This is a genomic window from Stenotrophomonas sp. Iso1 (genome assembly GCF_027497995.1).
In the GTDB taxonomy this organism is placed as follows: domain Bacteria; phylum Pseudomonadota; class Gammaproteobacteria; order Xanthomonadales; family Xanthomonadaceae; genus Stenotrophomonas.
This window is the reverse complement of sequence record NZ_JAODBT010000001.1, coordinates 2048390-2067116: the sequence shown is the minus strand read 5'-3', so window position 1 is coordinate 2067116 and position 18727 is coordinate 2048390. Positions and strand designations below refer to the sequence as shown.

Below are 18727 nucleotides of genomic sequence, written 5' to 3'. Positions count from 1 at the left end.
ATCACCGCCCCAATGCGTAACCCGCACTCCATGTGCGTATTGCCCATGACAGGCAACGCGCACGCGGGCCGTCATACGCCCTGAACGATTTCGTCCAACTGCAGCCGCACGCCTTCACTGATCTTCAGACGGTAGTCTCGGCCACCGGCGGTGATCTGCACTTCACGTACGTTGCTGACCAACTGAGGTTTTCCCACCACAGCGGCATCCATGTGGACGCGCCACGAGCCACGGCTGATCTGCGCGGCGATGTTGCGCGCATCCCAGCGTGCGGCAGGTGCCGCCGTGTCCAATAGCTCAATCACGTGCTCCGGGCGAACCCGGTTCCAGGCGCGGACGCGGTCCAGTTCGCGTGCCAGGCCGATTTCCAGGCTGTCGCAATGACTGAGGGCCGCTTCGCGGTCAAATCCGTAGAATTCCATTGTCGTTCTCCTTTTGGTCTTCCAGAAATCAAGAAATCCTGTACTTGAAGTCACCCTTCTTGCCGGCGGTGACCTTGATGGCATTGATGCGGCTTCCTTCCGCCATTGCCGCTAGAACGCTCTCGGCGATCTCAGGCAACAAGGTGCCATTGAGGATGTGATCCACGTTGCGCGCTCCGGAGTCCACTTCCGTGCATCGCGCCAGTACTGCCTCGACAAGGTTGTCGTCCCAACTGAAAGTAGCCTTGTGATTTGCGACCACACGATCGCGGATGCGCCCCAACTTCAGCGTGATGATCTTTGCCAGCACGTCATCGTTGATGGGGTAGTACGGCACCACTTTCAGGCGCCCCAGGAAGGCCGGCTTGAAGCTGCGCATCAGGATTGGCCGCAGCGCATCAGCCAACGCCTCGGCCGCCGGAATCTCCTCGACAGGCTTGTTCAGACAGGCCTGCATGATCTGCGAGGAACCAATGTTGGAGGTCAGGATGATCAACGTATTTCGGAAATCGATCTCTCGCCCCTCGGCGTCGTCCATCATGCCCTTGTCGAACACCTGGAAAAACATTTCCAGCACGTCCGGATGAGCCTTTTCCACTTCGTCCAGCAATACCACGCTGTAAGGATTGCGGCGCACGGCTTCGGTCAATACGCCACCTTCGCCGTAGCCGACATAGCCCGGTGGCGAGCCCTTTAGTCCAGATACGCTGTGTGCTTCCTGGTACTCGCTCATGTTGATGGTGATGAGCTTGCGCTCACCGCCATAAAGGATGTCGGCCAGCGCCAATGCGGTTTCGGTTTTACCGACACCGGACGGCCCTACAAACATAAAAACACCGCGCGGCTTGTTCGGATCTTCCAGCTTGGCAGTGGCGGTACGCACACGCTGTGTAATGGCATCCAGTGCGTGGTCCTGCCCGATGACGCGCTCCACCAGAAGACTGCTTAGTGAGCGGACAGTTCGGATTTCATCCTTGACCATGCGGCCCAGCGGCACGCCAGTCCAGGCCGAGACGATCTCCGCAACCACGGTGCCATCCACCTGTAGCGGCACCATCGGTGTTTCACCCTGCAGCTGGCGCATTTCCGCCTGCAATCCCGCCAGCTCTGCGTGCTGGGACGACAACTCCGGCTTGCTCGCCTTGCGTTTGTTGGTGGGCTTGGCAACGGCAACGGCAACGTCGCCTTCTTCGGCCGCTTCACCAGGCGCCTGCGGCTGACCCTGCTCCAGCTGTTGACGCAGTTGAGCGATACGACTTGCCAGTTCGCGCTCCCGCCCCAACCGCTCCTCGTTGTTGGCCAGCACCGCCTGGGCGCCAGCCTGATGTACATGCAGCTCGGCCAAGCGTTCGCTGTGCTGTTCGCTGCCGCCGGAGGTCTCGCGCTGCAAAGCGTCGATCTCGGTCTGCAGGCGATCAAGTTGCTTGCGGGTGTCTTCGATGATGGCCGGCGTCGCGCTCTGGCCCAGCGCTACTTTGGCGCAGGCGGTATCGAGCACGCTCACCGCCTTGTCCGGCAACTGACGACCACTGATATAGCGATGCGACAGACGCACGGCTTCGGTCACGGCTTCGTCCAGCACGCGGATGCCGAAATGTGCCTCCATCAGCCCGACCATCCCTCGCAGCATGGCGGCAGCAAGGGCCTCGCTGGGCTCTTCCACCTTGACCACCTGGAACCGACGGGCCAGCGCCGCATCCTTCTCGAAGTACTTTTTGTACTCGCCCCACGTCGTCGCGGCGATAGTACGCAGTTCACCGCGCGCCAGCGCCGGTTTGAGCAGATTGGCGGCATCATTCTGCCCCGCCGTACCGCCGGCCCCGATCATCGTGTGCGCTTCGTCAATGAACAAAATGATGGGATGTGGGCTCTTCTTGACCTCGTCGATGACATTCTTCAGACGATTCTCAAATTCACCTTTCACACTGGCGCCGGCCTGCAACAGGCCCATGTCCAAGGTGTGCAGCTCGACACCCAACAACACGTCAGGCACGTCTTTTTCGGCGATGCGCCGCGCCAAGCCTTCAACCACTGCCGTCTTACCAACACCCGCTTCGCCAGTGAGGATCGGGTTGTTCTGCCGACGGCGCATCAGTATGTCGATCACCTGGCGAATTTCAGCATCGCGCCCGATCACCGGGTCGATCTTTCCGTCGCGGGCGCGCTGGGTAAGATTGGTAGTGAACTGATCCAGCGCCGGCGTCCTGGACAAGCCCCCCTTGGCATCAGCAGCCCCGCTCTCTCCCGCGCCGCCATCTTCATCGCCCGTCGCGGAGGCATCGGCAAAGCGCAGAGTCTGCACAGATTCCTGCGAGCCTTCAGTCAACTTAGCGAAATCGTGTTTGAGCTCATCACGCTTGAAACGTACAAAAAGCTTGGAGCCGCGATAAGCCAACTGCGCGAGATCGGGCTCTGTCAGCAGCGCCAACAGTAAATGCCCGCTGCGGATGCGCGAGGTTTCCGAATCCAGTGACGCGATCAACCAGGCGTGTTCGAAGAGCTTCGGAATATGCTGCGAAAACACCGGCGTACGACTGTTGCCAATCTTGAACTGGCCGATCTCATCAGTGAGATCACGCTCCAGGGAGTCCGGCGAAATGCCGCTGCGGCGGGCAATCAGCACGAAGTCGCTCTGTGGTTGCTCCAACAACGCCAGGAACAGGTGTTCCAGATCCACCTCGTAATTGCCACGGCTCATGCATAGATTCGCGGCCCGTTCGGCCGCTTGCCTGCAGGTGTCATCCAGCTTGCTGATCAGGATCTTGAGGTTGATGCTCATGCCGAAATACACGCTCCCTGCTGTAACGGTCCCAATGCCGACGGCGCGAACGCCACCGGAAAAATGTCATTGCAATGTGTGGATTCCATACGTGGTGTCCTCGCGCGAAGTTGTTTGTGGGCGCGTACACATGTAGCTGTCCCAGCCCAGGCGGACGCCTCTATCGCTGCCGAGCCCACTGCCCTGCATGTCTTCGGCGCAAAGAACCAGACGCACTTCGTACTCCAGGATGCCCCCGGTCAGTAGCGTCAACCATTTAGCCAAAGCCTCCGCGGCCTCCCCACCCGGCAGGAACGCGTCGAATTGATCACGACGCAAGGGCCCAACGCGTAGCCGTAAGCGAAGATCGCGCTGCCATACACGGCCCCCCGCCAATGCACTGGCGCCGAGTAATGCATTGGCTTGGCCCAAACGTGTCGCCTGACCTACGGGGACCCGATACCAAGCGCCAACGAACTGCTCCAGTGCAAGTGGAACCTGAAAGTAATCGGACAGAATGCGCTGCATCACCACCGCCGACACCGGCCGTTGACGCACCGCGCCGGCATAGTAAGCAATCGCCTCGTCGAAGATCTCGCCCTGCCCATCATGCAGACGGTCACGAAGTTCGCCCATGCCCATGCCGAGCAACGACAACACCAGCGGCAGGAACCGCTCACGACGATCCAGCTCGTACTGCAACGCAAGCCGATGCTTTTTCCACGCTGCGTAATGCAGGGATACTGCGCGGGTCGAAAAGATATCCAGAAACGCGCGCGCCGTGCGGTCGCGCTGGTAAAGCTCACGCAGCTGCAAAGCTTCGGTGTAGTGGAGCGGCAGCGCTCCCGTCGTCCCCAGCAGGCCCATGAACTGTGGCGTCAGATGAACTTCTGCCAACTCTTCATTGAGCAATGCCTGCTCGATACTTTCGCTGTCCTGTAGGCGCTCACCCTTAAGTGAATAAGCACCGCATTCCGATGCCAACTCGGTGGCCGGAAAACCAAGTGATAACGTGTTGCGGAAACGCACACGCATGGGCACCACCTGACCGGGCGCCACCCCCTGCCGCTGGAACATCTGCTCAAGCAAACGTACCGCCTGGAAGAACTCAAAGCGGTGCGGTTCGGCGAGCAGTTGTTGCGCTACGCCAGTATCGATTCGCCGCTGCGCGCTGGGCATCGGACGATCTCCTCCCCGCTGTCGCTGGAGACCAGCACCAATCGGGTGAAACTGTTGGCATGCACATAAAGTGCGAAAAAGTGGTCCATCACCTGAGCGAAGACGGCCACTCCCGTACCCACAAAGTGGGCTTCATTGATAATCAGTCGAATCTCCAAGCCACGCACAACCGAGGCAAACTGACGTCCGGACATCCAAGTGGTCGCCGGGCTTTGCTCAAGCCCCAGGATGCCGTCGATCTGCCGCGCCGAGACATTGGAACCGGAAAGGTCGTAGAGCCGTAGCATTTCCTTCAATGCCGGCAAGCCACTTGCAGTCAGCGAGAGCTGATTCAGTGACAGATGCGAGATCAGCCGCCATTGCGCGTTACGTCCGTGGCGGAAGCGCAAGGGCTTGGTGGGTTTTCGCAACAGGCTGATCGCCCGCGCTGGGCAACCACCTTCGATGCTCAGATCTCCGCCTGCCGCTCCGTATGGCAGCTGATTGGGAAGATCACGATTGCTGCAGGTCAACTCCAGGCTGACCGTATCAGTCTGTGGCAGCACCGGGTTGAAGGCCAGGTCGACGAAACTGATCTCGGTTTCAAACCCCGGGCTCTGCCGTGCCATGTCTTCGTCATGACGGGCTACCCAGTACTGCCCTGTCCGTTCCGGGTCTTCCCCATGGTGAAGCGAATAAAACGGCCTGAAGGCATGGATGACCTCGCCTTGTGGCGTCTGCCGTATCCGGTGCACCGAATCAATCGAGTACACCTCATAGGCGAAAGCACGGCGTGCATCCGCCAAAACCGGATAGTTCACAGTGCGATGCGTTACTCGGATGGGCTCACCGTTGGTCTGAAATAGGTTCACAACGGGCGTGCAACCAAGGCGTACGTTATGGCTCCCCAATTCTTCCAGCACCATGGCATTGCCCCGATCATGGCCCGCGCTCTGCAGAACCAGATGCAAGGTGAAGCGCCGACTCGCGCCGGCGGTAACTGACGGCAGGTGCAAATCGACAAAGCCGAATTTCTCTGGGTATGCAAACAGCTCAGTCAAAAGCCGATAAGCCGGATGCGAGCGCGCGGGAAAATCAATCAATGCCTCGTTATCGCTGAAACCTACCGGGCTCAATGGCACCTTGTCGAGGCGGCGCCATCGGCCATCACCATCGGCTTCGACATAAGCGGCCTTGACACCATGCATCAAGGCATCACGCAGCGCCGCACGCACCGACGGCTCCCCATCAAGAAACAAGCGAAGGTTATCGGTTGTCAGCTGGCTGAAACCCAATTGGTCTGACAGCAACTGAAAGCCCAGCGATATCTGCCCACCAACACCGCCAGGCAACGTGGTCGCCATCGGCGCTTCGGCGACAGCGCGATATGTCACCCGCTGTATGCCGATAGGCGCGAGCACCACGTCATAGGCGGTGCGGAAATCACAGGGAACGCCACGAACCGGCCGGCTCTGTAATCCCGTACCGCGTGGAATGCGTACCGGCGAACTCAATTTCGAGGCCACTTCGTCCATGTCGAAGTAGGCAATCGAACATGAGGGGAACGGCCGAAGATAGTGCGGATACAGGACATCCAGGAGCGCGTCGGTGAACTCCGGATAGTCATCCTCGATACGCTTGGAAACGCGCGCACTCAGTAATGCGAACGCTTCAATCAGCCGCTCTACATGCGGATCCTGGCTACCCTCCGGCGACAATTGCAGACGCCCGGCAATCTTCGGGTAACGCTCAGCGAACTCGCGACCATAGCGGCGCAGGTAAGCCAGTTCACGCTCGTAGTACGGCAGCAGATCCTGCATCAGGAAACCTGCGCGCGACGTGCGCGGGAAACCTGATACTGCAGCGTCGATGGCTGCAGCATGGCATCAAAGCTGACCGGTTCCCGTGCGGGCTCCAGATCAAGCAGCGCATGAATGGTGAAGTGCAGCCCACCAGCGAACTGATTGCTCGCATCCAGACACACATTGATGTTCTTGAGCCGGCGCTCGTGGCGCCCTACGGCCTGTTCAAGCGAACGGCATATCTGCGAACGGTCGTAGGCATTGGCCAGGCTCATGGCAGAAAAATCCGCAAGACCATACGTCAACAGAGACTGCCGGCAGTTCGGAAACTCTTCCATGTCACTTTCCTGAAACGCAGCACGCGAGTTCAACAGCCCTTCCAGATCACGTGCGATCGATTCCTTGTACTGATCGAGTGAGACGGATTTGAACGCCGCCCCAGCACCCAACTGCTTTGGGGTGTCATCGAACAGCTTCTCCAACAGACTGGGTTCGAGTCCCTTCATTGATCGATCCACTCAGGTTTGGCATCCATGTGTGTAGCGGCGATACATCCATGACATGGCCGCTCCTGGCCCTGCCAAACGCATGTCAGACTGCGATGGCGCAAGAAGCGCCATCGCAGTGACACGACATCAAACGGTGTAGTTGGGGATGTTCTTGGTCGCACTCCACTGTGCCACGGTCTTGCCACCCACTCCGCCTTCCGGCTTCTGCTGCTGGTAAGTCCACTTGATTGCGCCGAAGCTCAACTGAACAACTTCCTGGGGCATGCCTTCCTTGTCCACGGTCGTAGTGACCCGGTGGACGAGCACATTCATCAACTCGACCAGGTAGTAATTGATCGCGTTGCCGTCCTTGTCAGCGCGCATGAACTCCACGCGAGCCTTCGGGAAGGTGGTGCCGTTGGCGGCGGCCTGATTAAGGGCCGTGGAGGCGAGGTCGATCGATTTGATGATTTCGATCGGTGACAAGTTCACACGGGCAGCAGTGCTACCGCCGGAGGTCGACGCGGTGGCCGAACGCGGCTGAAGCAGGTCCTGCGAGAATGACTGGATCTCGATCCAGTCCTTGTGCTTGTCGTCGTGCGACTCGCCCTTGATGGTGTCAATCGAGAGAAAAGCGTGCTGCATATCTGGTCTCCTAAATTCCGTTCTTCCGTGAGATTTGGTTGCCGGGCGGGGGCCCGGCGATTCAAGGGGCTACGCCCTCTAATGCGCGTCACTGCAATAGCTGGGACAAACGTCCCCTTGACGCTACAACAACAGCAAATCGTTACGCCTTCTTCGTGGAAGCCGGAAGTTCGGCCACCAGACGCAACGAAACAGACAGCTCATCGAGCTGGAAATGTGGCCTGATAAAGGCCACCGCTCGGTAGACACCAGGCTTGCCCGGCACTTCCGAAACTTGTATGGAGGCTTCGCGCAATGGGAACTGCGCCTTGGCCTCCTGATTGGCGTTGTCGTCCAGCAACACGTACTGGGCAATCCAGCGATTGAGGAATTCCTCTACGTTGCCGGCCGAGGCGAAGCTTCCGATCTTCTCGCGCATCATTGCCTTGAGGTAATGCGCAATCCGCGACACCGCAAAAATGTACTGCAGCTGCGAAGACAAAATCGCGTTGGCGTTGGCCGAGTCGGTGTTGTACTTCTTTGCCTTCTGCGCAGACTGCGCACCAAAGAACGCGGCATAGTCTGTGTTCTTGCAGTGCACCAGCGGCATGAAGCCTAGGTCGCTGAGCTCCTTCTCGCGGCGGTCGGTAATGGCCACTTCGGTGGGACACTTCAAAGCGACTTCGCCATCATCCGTGCGGAACGTATGCGTCGGCAGATCTTCAACCAGGCCGCCACCCTCTACGCCACGGATGGCCGCACACCAGCCATAGTTCTCAAATGCTTGGGTCAGACGTGCACCCATTGCATACGCTGAGTTGCACCACAGGAACTTGCTATGGTCTGCCGCCTCGACCTCCTCGATGAAATTGAAGCCTTCGACCGTGGTGCCATCTTTCGGGTTATACGGCAGACGACCGAGGAAACGTGGCAGCGTCAATCCGACGTAACGGCTGTCCTCACTTTCGCGGAAAGACTTCCATTTCGCGTATTCGACTGTGTCGAACACCTTGGCCAGATCACGGGGTTTACCTAGATCGGTGAACGTCTCCAGACCAAACATGCCCTCGCCCGCAGCCGAAATGAATGGAGCGTGCGCGGCGGCAGCGACATGCGACATCTGTTCGACAAAGTACATGTCCTCGGGTTGACGCCCCAGAAAATAGTCGCCGATCAAGGCGCCGAAAGGAGCTCCACCGAACGTACCGAACTCCTCTTCGTAAACCTTCTTGAACAGCGCGCTCTGATCGAAGTCGATCGCGGATTTGAAATCTTTGACCAGATCCTTCTTCGGCGCGTTGAAGACCTTGATCTTCATGTTCGGCCCGGTTGAGGTCTGCGAGCACAGATAGTGCAAGCCACGCCAGCTACTCTCCAACTGCTGGAACTCCTTGGCGTGCATCACCGCACTGAGCTGATCCGAAATGATCCGATCAATCTCAGCGATACGGGCATCCAGGGTCAGGTTGAGGTTCTCAGATACAACCACCGTGCCATCCAACACCTCCTGCGCCAACGCAGAAATAATGTCCTTGGCTCGCTCATGTTCCGTCTGCGACCTGGCAACCTTGCTCTTCTCGACAATCTGATCGAGTAAGCCAACCTCTTCCGTTGCCACGGTCGTCGCGCCCAGCTGGCTGGCTTCAACAGACATAAATCATTCTCCCTTCGCCACGCCGAGCTTCTTGAGCTGCTCGGTATTGTTGAGAACGTCGGTCAACAGGTCTTCCAGCTTCTCATTGCCAGCGAGCTTGTTGCGTAGATCTGCCAGTTTGGTGCGCGACTCAAGCAGCCGTCGCAGCGGCTCAATCTGCTCAACCACCGCTTCCGGACGGAAGTCGTCTATCGACTTGAACGTGAGCTCTACGCCGAACTCGCCGCCCTCATCACTGATCTTGTTCGGGACGCGATACACCGCACGCGGTGTGGCGCCTTCCATCACTTCATCGAAGTTATCCAGGTCAACGCTGACGAACTTGCGATCTTTGACCTTTGCCAATGGCTGCTCCGGGGTACCACTGAAATCCCCCATTACACCCACCACGAAAGGCAACTCCTTCTGCTCGATCGCATCGCCCTTTTCCACGTCGTAGGTAAGCTGCACGCGTGGCGGGCGGATCTTCTGCAGTCGCTTTTGAACACTATCCTTCTTGGCCATCTATGTCTCCTGACTGTGTGCTGGCGCTGACTCAGTTGCCGATATTCTGGAACGGGTCAGCGTTATCGCCGCGTGTTTGCCGTGCTGGTGCTGGTGCTGGTGTTGGAGCTGGAGTCGACGGCGCTGCTGTCGACGCTGCCTGCCGACGTGCGCCGGCGCGTGTCCCCGCACGAGCGCGCGGCTTGGGCTTCTCCACTGCGAGCACAGCGTCACCCATCGTCGAGCGAAGTGTATCCGCCAAGGTCTGGGCTTCTTTGCGAGCAGTCTCCGACGCCAGTGCACCGCGGCCCTGAAGTCTCTGCAACGATTGATTGGCAACCCGGAACCCGGCCACGGTGATTACGCCATCTGCTACCAGGTCATCCGGATCACGTTGCAACACTTCTTCGGCCGCAACGATCGCTCTAGCGTAATTCCCCTGATCGAACTGCAACTGCGCAATGCGAACCCACGGCTCTTTGCGCGTTGGGTCAGACTTTGCTGCATCCTCGAATGCCTTGATTGATGCATCAGGCGTTACCGTCGCCACCTGCGCCTCGGCATTGGACATGGTGGTATCAAATGGCACCACGACTGGTTTCTTCGGTGCAGACGCACATGCGACCAAACCCGACAACAACACCAGCACCATCATCGGCCTACACGCGACCGCTCCTACTGCCTTCACATCCATCGTGACCCCTCGTTGAAAGTTCTTGAAGAGAACTCGACAACCGTCGATACAACACACGGGAATCCAGTCCCTGCCGCCGGAGTGTACATTCGCCAAGCGCCGCCGGTATAGTGATTTTCTGCCGGCAAGAATTCACGAATTCACATACGCCTTTACGTCGAAATGTGATGAGCCATTGATTTGAAGCATTCGGTTTCACATCACGTAAACAAGTATTTCCATCGCTATCACATTGATGAATACGCCAATGAGCCGATTCTCGCATGCGGTTCCCGTTGCAGCATTTTCGATGATGCTTTTGTTGACCACAGCAGGATGTGCCAGCAGCAGCAAGCTTGGTAAAGCGGTAGACAGCACACTGCAGGCGGTTGGCCTAAGGGAAGCAAAAACCGTTGCACCGCCTGTTGTTCCCATACGGCTGTATGCAGGCAGCAACCTCAACTCAGCCAATGACAAACGCGCCACGGCTGCCGTCGTAAAGGTCTATCACCTGCGCAGTGCCCAGCGTTTCGAACAAGCCCCTTTCAATGCATTTCTGGACCAGGCAGGCGAACAAGCAGCACTGGGAGCCGATCTATTGTCGGTCAACGAAATTGTTCTGACACCGGGTGTTCGTCAAGAATTGTCTGAAAAACTCAGCGATGGCACTTCTGTATTGGGCATCGTGTCACTCTTTCGTGCACCTGCAGAAAATCGCTGGCGTTTAGCTTTCGATGCGAACGCGAAAGAGCTTCAACAGGCTGGCATAACCATCGGCGTGCATGCATGCGCGCTTACCAGTGATAGTAGTGCATTGCTGACGCGTGTCTCTGGGGACCCCAACAGCCTAGCGTCAGTACGCTGCGTTTCATCACGCTGATTTGCGATAGACCTCACGGATAATCTGTACACCATTTCACTCGCGAGCCGAATTCATAAAGCACGCAACAAAAACACAAACATGCCGTGCGATAGTGGCCCAACTGTATCGGTTACAAAGACAATCGCGCTGACATGTAGAGCAGCACAAGGATTGGCAGACAGCGTTCGACAGCTTCCGCGCGTCGACTCAACGGAATTTCCAAGGATTGAAATGTGGCTTACGTAAGCAGGATGTCGAAGGTTCTTTGGGGCGAAGGTCTATTTCTGCGCCCCCAACATTTCCAGCGTCAGGATGCCTATCACGAGGCACGGCTTCAGGATCTTTCCCAAACATTGCATCCCTATGGGTGGGGGGCTCGACGCATACGTTTTGACCCCCATGCACTTGCTGGTGGCGCTTTGCGCCCACTTGAGATCTCTGCAGTTTTCCCTGACGGCGAAAGCTACGACGCCCCGACACACGATGCTCTGCCCGATGCCGTCTCGCTGCATGAATTGCCTGCGGGCGTGCAGTCCACTGTCGTTTACCTCGCACTGCCAATGCTTCGGGACGATGGCAACAATTGTGGCGAAGCCGAAACATCCCATCTCACCCGCTATCGACAGGCAAACCAGATCACCGGCGACTTGTTCACCGATGCTGCGGAAGCCGAGCTGGCCTATCTGGGCAAAGCAGTGAAGCTGCTTACAGAGGATCAGCCCAGGGACGCCTATGTCACTGTACCCGTCACACGAGTACGGCGTACCTCCAGTGGTGGATTCGAACTGGATGACGAATTCGTACCGCCATGCGCCCAAGTGCAGGCCTCGCCTTTTCTGCACCGCGAATTACGCTCCATCCTGGATGCGCTGCAGGCCAAGGTGGATGCGCTCTATGGCCTGCATCGCCAGACGTCACAGAACATCATCGAGTTTCGCTCAGGCGATATCGCATCGTTTTGGCTGCTGCACACCATCAATACATCGTTCAGTGCACTCGCTCATCTGCTACATCATCCGCAGCTGCATCCGGAGCGACTGCACCAGGAACTGCTACGCATGGCAGGCGCGTTGTTGACCTTCTCCAACGCCTACCAACTCAATGACTTGCCTGTCTATCAACACGATCAGCCCGAGGCCTCGTTCCGAAAGCTGTTTGACATTGTCCGCGCACTGCTGGACACGGTCATTTCCACACGCTACTTCAAGATATCCCTGAGCGAAGTGAAGCCTTCCCACCACCTGGGTCGACTGGACTCACAGCGTATCGATGGCAATGCATCCTTCTATCTCTCGGTGTCGGCCGCAGTCCCCGCGCAGGAACTCATCCAGAGCGTACCGGTGCGCTTCAAGGTGGGAGCGCCAGACGATGTCGAGAAATGCGTACTCTCCGCATTGCCTGGTGTGAAGCTGACACACGCAGCGCAGGTTCCTGCCGCCATTCCGGTACGTCCAGGCAGCCATTATTTCGAGCTGGACGCACGCGGCGCACTGTATGAACGCATGCTCAAATCGCAATCACTGATGATCTACGTGCCCGCAGGTATTACTGACCTAAAGATGGAACTCGTCGCGGTGACCTCATGATGAACTCGCCTCTTCCCCCGACGCCAGGCCCGATGCCTTCGCTGACCTCGCATACAGCAACTGCTGCGGATGCGGTGAGAGCCGGCAACCCGCAAAGCCTGCTCGACCTCATGTCCGATGGCTTCTACCTGTTGTTATTGATGAAGCGCGGACAACTGCCAACAGATGCGGAAGCATTTGTACAAACCGTGCAGAAGTTCCTGGATGGAGTAGAGCGTCAAAGCATGCGCTTGGGAATCTCATCAGAAGATGTGTACGCAGGGAAATATGCGTTCTGCGCCGCCATCGATGAGGCAATTCTGTCGCAACACTCGTCTTTGCACGAAGTATGGGAGTGCAATCCGCTGCAGTTGCGCTTGTTCGGCGAACACCTTGCCGGCGAGCACTTCTTCGACCGGCTTGAAGAGCTGCGCCGCCAAGGCGCAGCGCGCCTGCCTTCGCTTGAGGTCTATCACTACTGCCTCCTGATGGGGTTCGAAGGTAAGTATCGACTGGAAGGCACGGAAAAGCTGGGATACCTCACGGCGCGCCTTGGTGACGAAATCGTCTACCTCAAAGGCAAGCGCCACGGGTTTGCACCGCACGCACTTCCGCCGGATAGCTTCCGTCATCAACTGCGTCGCGTCATTCCAATGTGGTTGCCAGCTGCACTGGTGGGCTGCTTCGGCGTACTGGCTTTCTTTGGGTTGCGCATGTACATGGGCCATGAAACCCAGTCACAAATGGCTGCATTCAACGATGTGGTGCAACTGCCAGAACGCACCGCGCACGTAACGATCACTCTTCCATGAGCCTGCCGATATGGACATCTCAAGCTCCGCATTGCTCTCGTCCCTTGCAGAACTCTCGCACCATGACCGGCTGATTCGCCTGCAGAGTCCACAGGATGGGCTCGTGGTGGAACGGTTTGAAGGTGAAGAGAGTGTTTGTGGTCGCACCTGCTTCCAGATTGATTGCCTGTCCACTGACGCCTTTCTGGATACCGATCCATGGCTGGAGCAGCCGTTCACCCTGCAGATCTGTCTCGCAGACGGTTCGATGCGGCAATGGCATGGGCTGTGTACCGCTGCATCCTTGCAGGGGAGTGACGGCGGATTGGCGCGTTACCACCTGGTCATCGAGCCATGGACTGCCCTCCTCCAGCTGCGACGCAATGCGGTCATCTTCCCGGGCATGGATACCCGCGGGATCTGCGACGCCATCTTCGCCGACTACCCGCAGGCCAACTATCGCTTCGATGTAAAGGCAACGCTTCCTGTCCGCGAAATTACGACTCAGTACCGCGAAACCGATTGGTCATTCGTCAGTCGTCTGCTTGCCGAAACCGGCCTTGCCTGGCGGATCGAGCAAACACAGGACGGTGATGGATCACATTGCCTGGTCATCTTCGAACCAGCCAGTGAACGACCGGAGCTTGGCCCCCTCCGCTTCCATCGGGCCCATGCAACGGAAAGCAACGACGGCATAACCCACTTTTCCGAGCACCAGCAACTTGTACCCAACATCAGCACCGTTGCCAGCTGGCATAGCGACAAGTTAAACGCGGTCGCAGCGCAGCGCGAGTCAGATGCCGGCCAGTTGCCACCATTGGAAATCTACGTACAGCCTCGTGCGGGGCGCTTTGCTGAAGCCCGATGGGCGCAGGACGATGCGCAGGCGCGATTGGACGCCCTGCGTGTTCCGCAACTGTTGTTCACCGGCAGCGGCAGCGAACGCAGCTTGACGGCGGGCGCGGAATTTACCCTGATCCAGCACCCTCAATACGAAGGGCATGCGTATCAACTGCTGGCTATCCAGCATGTCGCAGTCAACAACCTTGATCACGGCATCGCAGACCTGCTTGGAAGCATCGAACTCGAACGTGGCAGTTACCGCAACAGGTTTCTCGCCGCCGGTGCAGAGGTCGCCATTCGTGCACTTCTCCAAGACCGGCCGACACTACACGGCCCTCAGTCCGCACGTGTTGTGGGCGTCGCCGACGCAACCCTCAGCCCCAATAGGGAGCATCAGGTTCGCATCCAATTCGGTTGGCAACGCGGCCCCACGCCCAACACCGGGGGACTGACTGATACCGGCAGCAAGCAACATGGACATGCTCCTGGTGACCATACCAGCGGAAGCTGGGTCGCTGTCGCCGAATGGGTCGCAGGCCCCAACTGGGGCACGGCCTTCTTGCCGCGCATTGGCAGTGAAGTACTGGTCGAATTTCTGCATGGCGACATCGATCAGCCACGCATCACCGGACAGCTTTACAACGGTAGCGTCTCGCCGCCCTTCGGAGGTGGCATCGATGAGGCTGCGCACCATCCCGGAGTGCTCAGTGGGCTGCACACGGCGGCCCATGATGGCAGCGGGACACAGCAATGGGTCATTGACGATACGCCCGGGCAACTCCGCACCCGATTGCACAGCTCATTGGCCGACAGCCGCTTGGAACTGGGCTACCTCATCGACCACCAGAACACGTCACGCGGTGTGCTGCGCGGTGAAGGTTTTGAGTTAGCCACACGCGGCTGGAGCAATGTTCATGCAGCCGAAGGCTTGCTCCTATCGGCCAGTGTGGATGAGAACGCAGCAACCACGGTGATGGATAACGCCAGTGTTGTCGCCCAGCTCAAAGGTGCCGAGCGCAGCTTGGACGCCATGCAACAGACGCTTCAACAGCAGCAAGTTCCTGGACTCAGCGCTTGGCAGCAGACCGGCAAGCTGCGCGAACTGATTGACCCGCAGACGCAAGGCCGGTACCAGGGCGAAGTAGGTGGCCAGGCGGCCTTCAAGCCTACCGACGGCCGCACTCCCGGTGAGGAGCCAGTCGAACGATTCGCAAAGCCGTTGTTGCTCGCCGAAGGTCCCGGTCATATCGCTTGGACCACTCCAGCAAGTGCGGTTGCCTATGCAGGCCAGAATCTTGAGCTGACAGTGCAACAGGATCTGCATGTCAGCGCGGGTGAAACCATTGCCACAGTGTCCGGTAGCAATGTTTCGCTTTTCGCGCAGGGCGGCCCGGTCCGCTTGATTGCCGCCAATGGCCCAGTGAGCCTTCAGGCCAACGATGGTGAATTGGAAATCTTGGCCGAACAAGCGCTTACCTTCACGGCCACAGATACGCGCATTGATGTGCTGGCCCAAACCAAAGTCGTGCTGCAGGCGGGTAACAGCGCCATCACACTGGAAGGCGGCAACATCACTTTCAGCTGCCCAGGCGAGTTCAAGGTTAAAGCCAGCGAGCACCCGTTCAAGGGCGCTGACACCAACCCTGTAATCCCGGACCACCTGCCCAAGGGAACCGCGCTTCTGCCGCAGCAGTTCGGCCTACGTATCGCGCAGCAGTTTGGTCTGGAAGGTTTGGCCGGGAAACCCTACAAATTGACTGTCGGTGAGCACGTCTTCGATGGCGTGCTTTCAGGAGATGGCATCCTTCAACACGAACTCCCCGATGGGGCTCGCGAGGGCAAGCTCACCGTATTCCCGTTTGGTCCGGACAACCATCCCTGGGAATGGACCTTGGACCTGGCTGCCCAGAAACCGACCACGGATCACTCCGGCCTACAATCCAGGCTCAAGAATCTTGGTTTCTATAGCGGTGCGATTGACGGCGACTTCGGCTCGCTCAGCCAGATGGCACTTCAGCGTTTCCATCGCGCTCGTGACATTGCTGGCCTGAATGCCCCTAGCCTTCCGGGGATCTCATCGTTGGCCGACGATCACGACATCTAGGACGGATGCATGCTTTACGGCAATCATGATCTGAGAAGAAACGACAACGACGGGAACGCTGCGGCCAATCGCGCTCCGCGTTGGGGCGGTGTAAACAATCCGCCTCCGCCGCCCGCCAATGCACAGACACCGCGCAACCAAGGGGGAGCCACTGTCGCCATCCCCCAACATGTGCGCCAGCTACAGAATGACTTGAGGACACTCGGCTTCCTGTTCATCCGAGCGGCCGATGGCGATTTTGGCCGTACCACCGAATGGGCCGTTCGCGAATTCCAGATCTATGCCGGCATGGCCAATGTTGCGCAGCTCAACATCGGTCGCCTGCATGGCTGGCAGGCCCAGGCTGGATTGACTGCGCCGGAGGTCGCCGCCATGGGCCTAAGGCCCAACTCCAATCCGCCAGAAAGCTATCACGTGGGTTCACTGGATCGCCTTGCCAATGGCTCGCGCTACACCGGGCCTGTCAGTGGCGTGGTCAACGCTGCCACCCGTACGGCGATCCAACATTGGCTGCGCAACAACTACCGCTGCCCGGTCATCATCGAGGCATGGCAGGTTGCGCGCGCCAATGGGCAACGCACCGCGCCGGCGGCCAACGGCATCAACATCTGGAACTACAACGAAATCACCACGGGTGTTGTCCGCAACGCCAACCGGGCAGTCACTGCTTACGTGCGGATGTTTTCGCGCGACTTCACCCGGCACTACACCTATCCAACTACCCGCAATCAGGACCACTACCAAGTACTGGGCGGCTACGCGACGTATACCGGCTACGGTGGGGCACAGAGTCAAGTGCCGACCCATACATGGGCCGAGGCGGAAATGACACCGGAGCGCCTCATCGGCCCTGCGTCCACACTGGCAACCCTCGTTGCCAACCTCAACGGCGCCACGACATCTACGTATCGGGTGGTCAGGGCAACTGCTGAGCAGGAATGCATGGGAACGTTTGACGGCATCAATGGTTATGACGATGCGCTGATATCACTGGGTCCCTGTCATTGGACCATGGGCCTGAATCCGCCGAATGGCTACAACAACGGCGAGCTAGCTGGGTTTCTGGCGTATCTGCTTCACCACAATCAAGCCGACTACTTGTCCGCCTTCGGAAATTTCGGCCTGTACCCTTCAAGCCCGTGGACTGCGCCCAATGCAGGCACCTTGTGGAACAGGACCGCGCGGAAGTACGAAGGCTGGGTCCGCCAGCACAACGAACAGACCCAGCCTGCCCAGGCCGTCACCGCACTCGGCCAAGCTGCAACCGCTGACCAGCAGTTGCCCATGGCCAACCGAACTGTAGCGGAGGCGGACTACTTCAAGACCTGGCACTGGTTCTATCGCTTTGCGATGGCAGGTAGGAACATGGCGAGCGTGCAGCGAGCCATGTGGGACATGGTGCGTTTGCGTCTGCGTGATATCCGGGCCATCAACGTCGACATCACTTCCGGGCAGACCCATGTGACTGCGACGTTGGGGGCAATCTGCACGTCCGAGAAAGCGATAGCCATCCTGCTGCGTTGGCATATTTTCCGACCGGGCCACGTCACCGGCCGCAGCGTACCCAATTCAATCCGCAACGCTATCGCCGCTAACACGCAACTGAGCTGGCCAAGTGCACCCGCGCAATGGAACGACGCGCACGAGCGCGCCATCACTGCCCAACTCCTGACTGACGCGGCCGCCATCAACAGCACACAGAACGATCTGGTGGCGTGGCCAACCTACCCTGGCCGCGCAAACCGGAACTACACAATCAACAACGAACTTGGCGCACTGCGCGACAGCCGTAATAGTTTTCATCTTGACACCACGGGAATCTGATCCATGACACGTGCAACAGCTCGCCTGGCGCTTTCCCTTCTGTTTTTCGGCACCGCGGGTTGCTCGGCGACAACACCCAGTCAAACGCTGCAACAGCGTTGCGCTGCTACACCAATCGACGAACGCGTGGAGATCAAAATATTTGAGCAAGGGCGGCTCAGCGCCTGTCCTCCGGATGCGGAAGAAGACTGCCTCTACAGTTTGACCGCCGGCAAGACCTACAGCGCCGGCACGCCCGACTTCAATGCCGATGGGTTACCCGACCAAATGATCAAACACTTCGGCACAAATTACGGTGACGTCGACGTAGTCCATCACCTCGGCTTCGTGCAATGTGGAGATGGCACCGCCATCAAGGTACTGGAGGGGCAATTCAAGGAGATATCCGTCCCGGGCACCATCACTCAGCCATGGCCTGATCTAACCGCCACGCGATTGTGTGCGGCTCTCGGCAAGGAAGATGCTTCGCCACAGGTGATCAAGCTCATCTTTGATCCGACGACGTACCGCTACCTGGAGACACCGAAACTGGATCCACAATCGGTTTGCAGCGACGTTTGAGGAAGCCCTCGCTACTCCTGATGACCATGCCGGCACACCGCGAGGATTGACGCGGCTCGGAAAAGCAGCACTGCCCTACTTGTGATCACTCCTGCATTGCGATTGCAGCCGGCCC

15 protein-coding genes are annotated in these 18727 nt (G+C 58.4%); 6 read left to right on the top strand and 9 right to left on the bottom strand.

Features of this window, described 5'->3' with window-relative positions; genetic code table 11:
- Positions 1-71: 71 nt before the first annotated feature.
- The 9 genes from PAN08_RS09095 to PAN08_RS09055 form a co-directional block, all read right to left on the bottom strand.
- Positions 72-422, bottom strand: a complete 351-nt coding sequence (locus PAN08_RS09095) for a hypothetical protein (protein ID WP_269791115.1) — start codon at positions 420-422, stop codon at positions 72-74.
- Positions 423-450: 28 nt separating this feature from the next.
- Entirely contained in the window at positions 451-3201 is a 2751-nt protein-coding gene (gene tssH / locus PAN08_RS09090) for a type VI secretion system ATPase TssH (RefSeq protein WP_269791114.1), read from the bottom strand.
- Between the two features lie 66 nt (positions 3202-3267).
- A complete protein-coding gene (gene tssG / locus PAN08_RS09085; RefSeq protein ID WP_269791113.1) occupies positions 3268-4359 on the bottom strand; it encodes a type VI secretion system baseplate subunit TssG in 1092 nt (363 codons plus the stop codon).
- On the bottom strand, positions 4323-6158 hold the full coding sequence (gene tssF, locus PAN08_RS09080; RefSeq protein WP_269791112.1) for a type VI secretion system baseplate subunit TssF: 1836 nt from the start codon (positions 6156-6158) through the stop codon (positions 4323-4325). Before tssF ends, tssG begins: the two co-directional genes overlap by 37 nt.
- Positions 6158-6646, bottom strand: a complete 489-nt coding sequence (gene tssE, locus PAN08_RS09075; protein WP_269791111.1) for a type VI secretion system baseplate subunit TssE — start codon at positions 6644-6646, stop codon at positions 6158-6160. The genes tssF and tssE overlap by 1 nt, the downstream gene beginning before the upstream one ends.
- A 129-nt stretch (positions 6647-6775) precedes the next feature.
- On the bottom strand, positions 6776-7273 hold the full coding sequence (locus tag PAN08_RS09070) for a type VI secretion system tube protein Hcp (protein ID WP_269791110.1): 498 nt from the start codon (positions 7271-7273) through the stop codon (positions 6776-6778).
- Positions 7274-7415: 142 nt separating this feature from the next.
- A complete protein-coding gene (gene tssC, locus PAN08_RS09065) occupies positions 7416-8906 on the bottom strand; it encodes a type VI secretion system contractile sheath large subunit (protein ID WP_269791109.1) in 1491 nt (496 codons plus the stop codon).
- 3 nt (positions 8907-8909) lie between these two features.
- The gene (gene tssB, locus PAN08_RS09060) at positions 8910-9410 is read right to left on the bottom strand and encodes a type VI secretion system contractile sheath small subunit (RefSeq protein WP_269791108.1); all 501 of its coding nucleotides are present in this window, start codon (positions 9408-9410) and stop codon (positions 8910-8912) included.
- 31 nt (positions 9411-9441) lie between these two features.
- A complete protein-coding gene (locus tag PAN08_RS09055; RefSeq protein ID WP_269791107.1) occupies positions 9442-10083 on the bottom strand; it encodes a tetratricopeptide repeat protein in 642 nt (213 codons plus the stop codon).
- A gap of 247 nt (positions 10084-10330) precedes the next feature.
- Between PAN08_RS09055 and tssJ the strand changes: the two genes are divergently transcribed.
- The 6 genes from tssJ (at position 10331) to PAN08_RS09025 (ending at position 18612) form a co-directional block, all read left to right on the top strand.
- A complete protein-coding gene (gene tssJ / locus PAN08_RS09050; RefSeq protein ID WP_269791106.1) occupies positions 10331-10942 on the top strand; it encodes a type VI secretion system lipoprotein TssJ in 612 nt (203 codons plus the stop codon).
- Positions 10943-11175: 233 nt separating this feature from the next.
- On the top strand, positions 11176-12510 hold the full coding sequence (tssK, locus tag PAN08_RS09045) for a type VI secretion system baseplate subunit TssK (protein WP_269791105.1): 1335 nt from the start codon (positions 11176-11178) through the stop codon (positions 12508-12510).
- Complete coding sequence (gene icmH, locus PAN08_RS09040) at positions 12507-13301, top strand: type IVB secretion system protein IcmH/DotU (protein ID WP_332840093.1); 795 nt, start codon at positions 12507-12509, stop codon at positions 13299-13301. Before tssK ends, icmH begins: the two co-directional genes overlap by 4 nt.
- A 10-nt stretch (positions 13302-13311) precedes the next feature.
- Positions 13312-16227, top strand: a complete 2916-nt coding sequence (gene tssI / locus PAN08_RS09035) for a type VI secretion system tip protein TssI/VgrG (RefSeq protein ID WP_269791103.1) — start codon at positions 13312-13314, stop codon at positions 16225-16227.
- Between the two features lie 9 nt (positions 16228-16236).
- Positions 16237-18051 (top strand): peptidoglycan-binding protein, encoded by a 1815-nt coding sequence (locus PAN08_RS09030; protein WP_269791102.1) that lies wholly within the window; start codon positions 16237-16239, stop codon positions 18049-18051.
- Positions 18052-18054: 3 nt separating this feature from the next.
- Positions 18055-18612: a hypothetical protein gene (locus PAN08_RS09025; RefSeq protein WP_269791101.1), complete on the top strand. Its 558-nt coding sequence runs from the start codon at positions 18055-18057 to the stop codon at positions 18610-18612.
- The last annotated feature ends 115 nt before the right edge of the window (positions 18613-18727 follow it).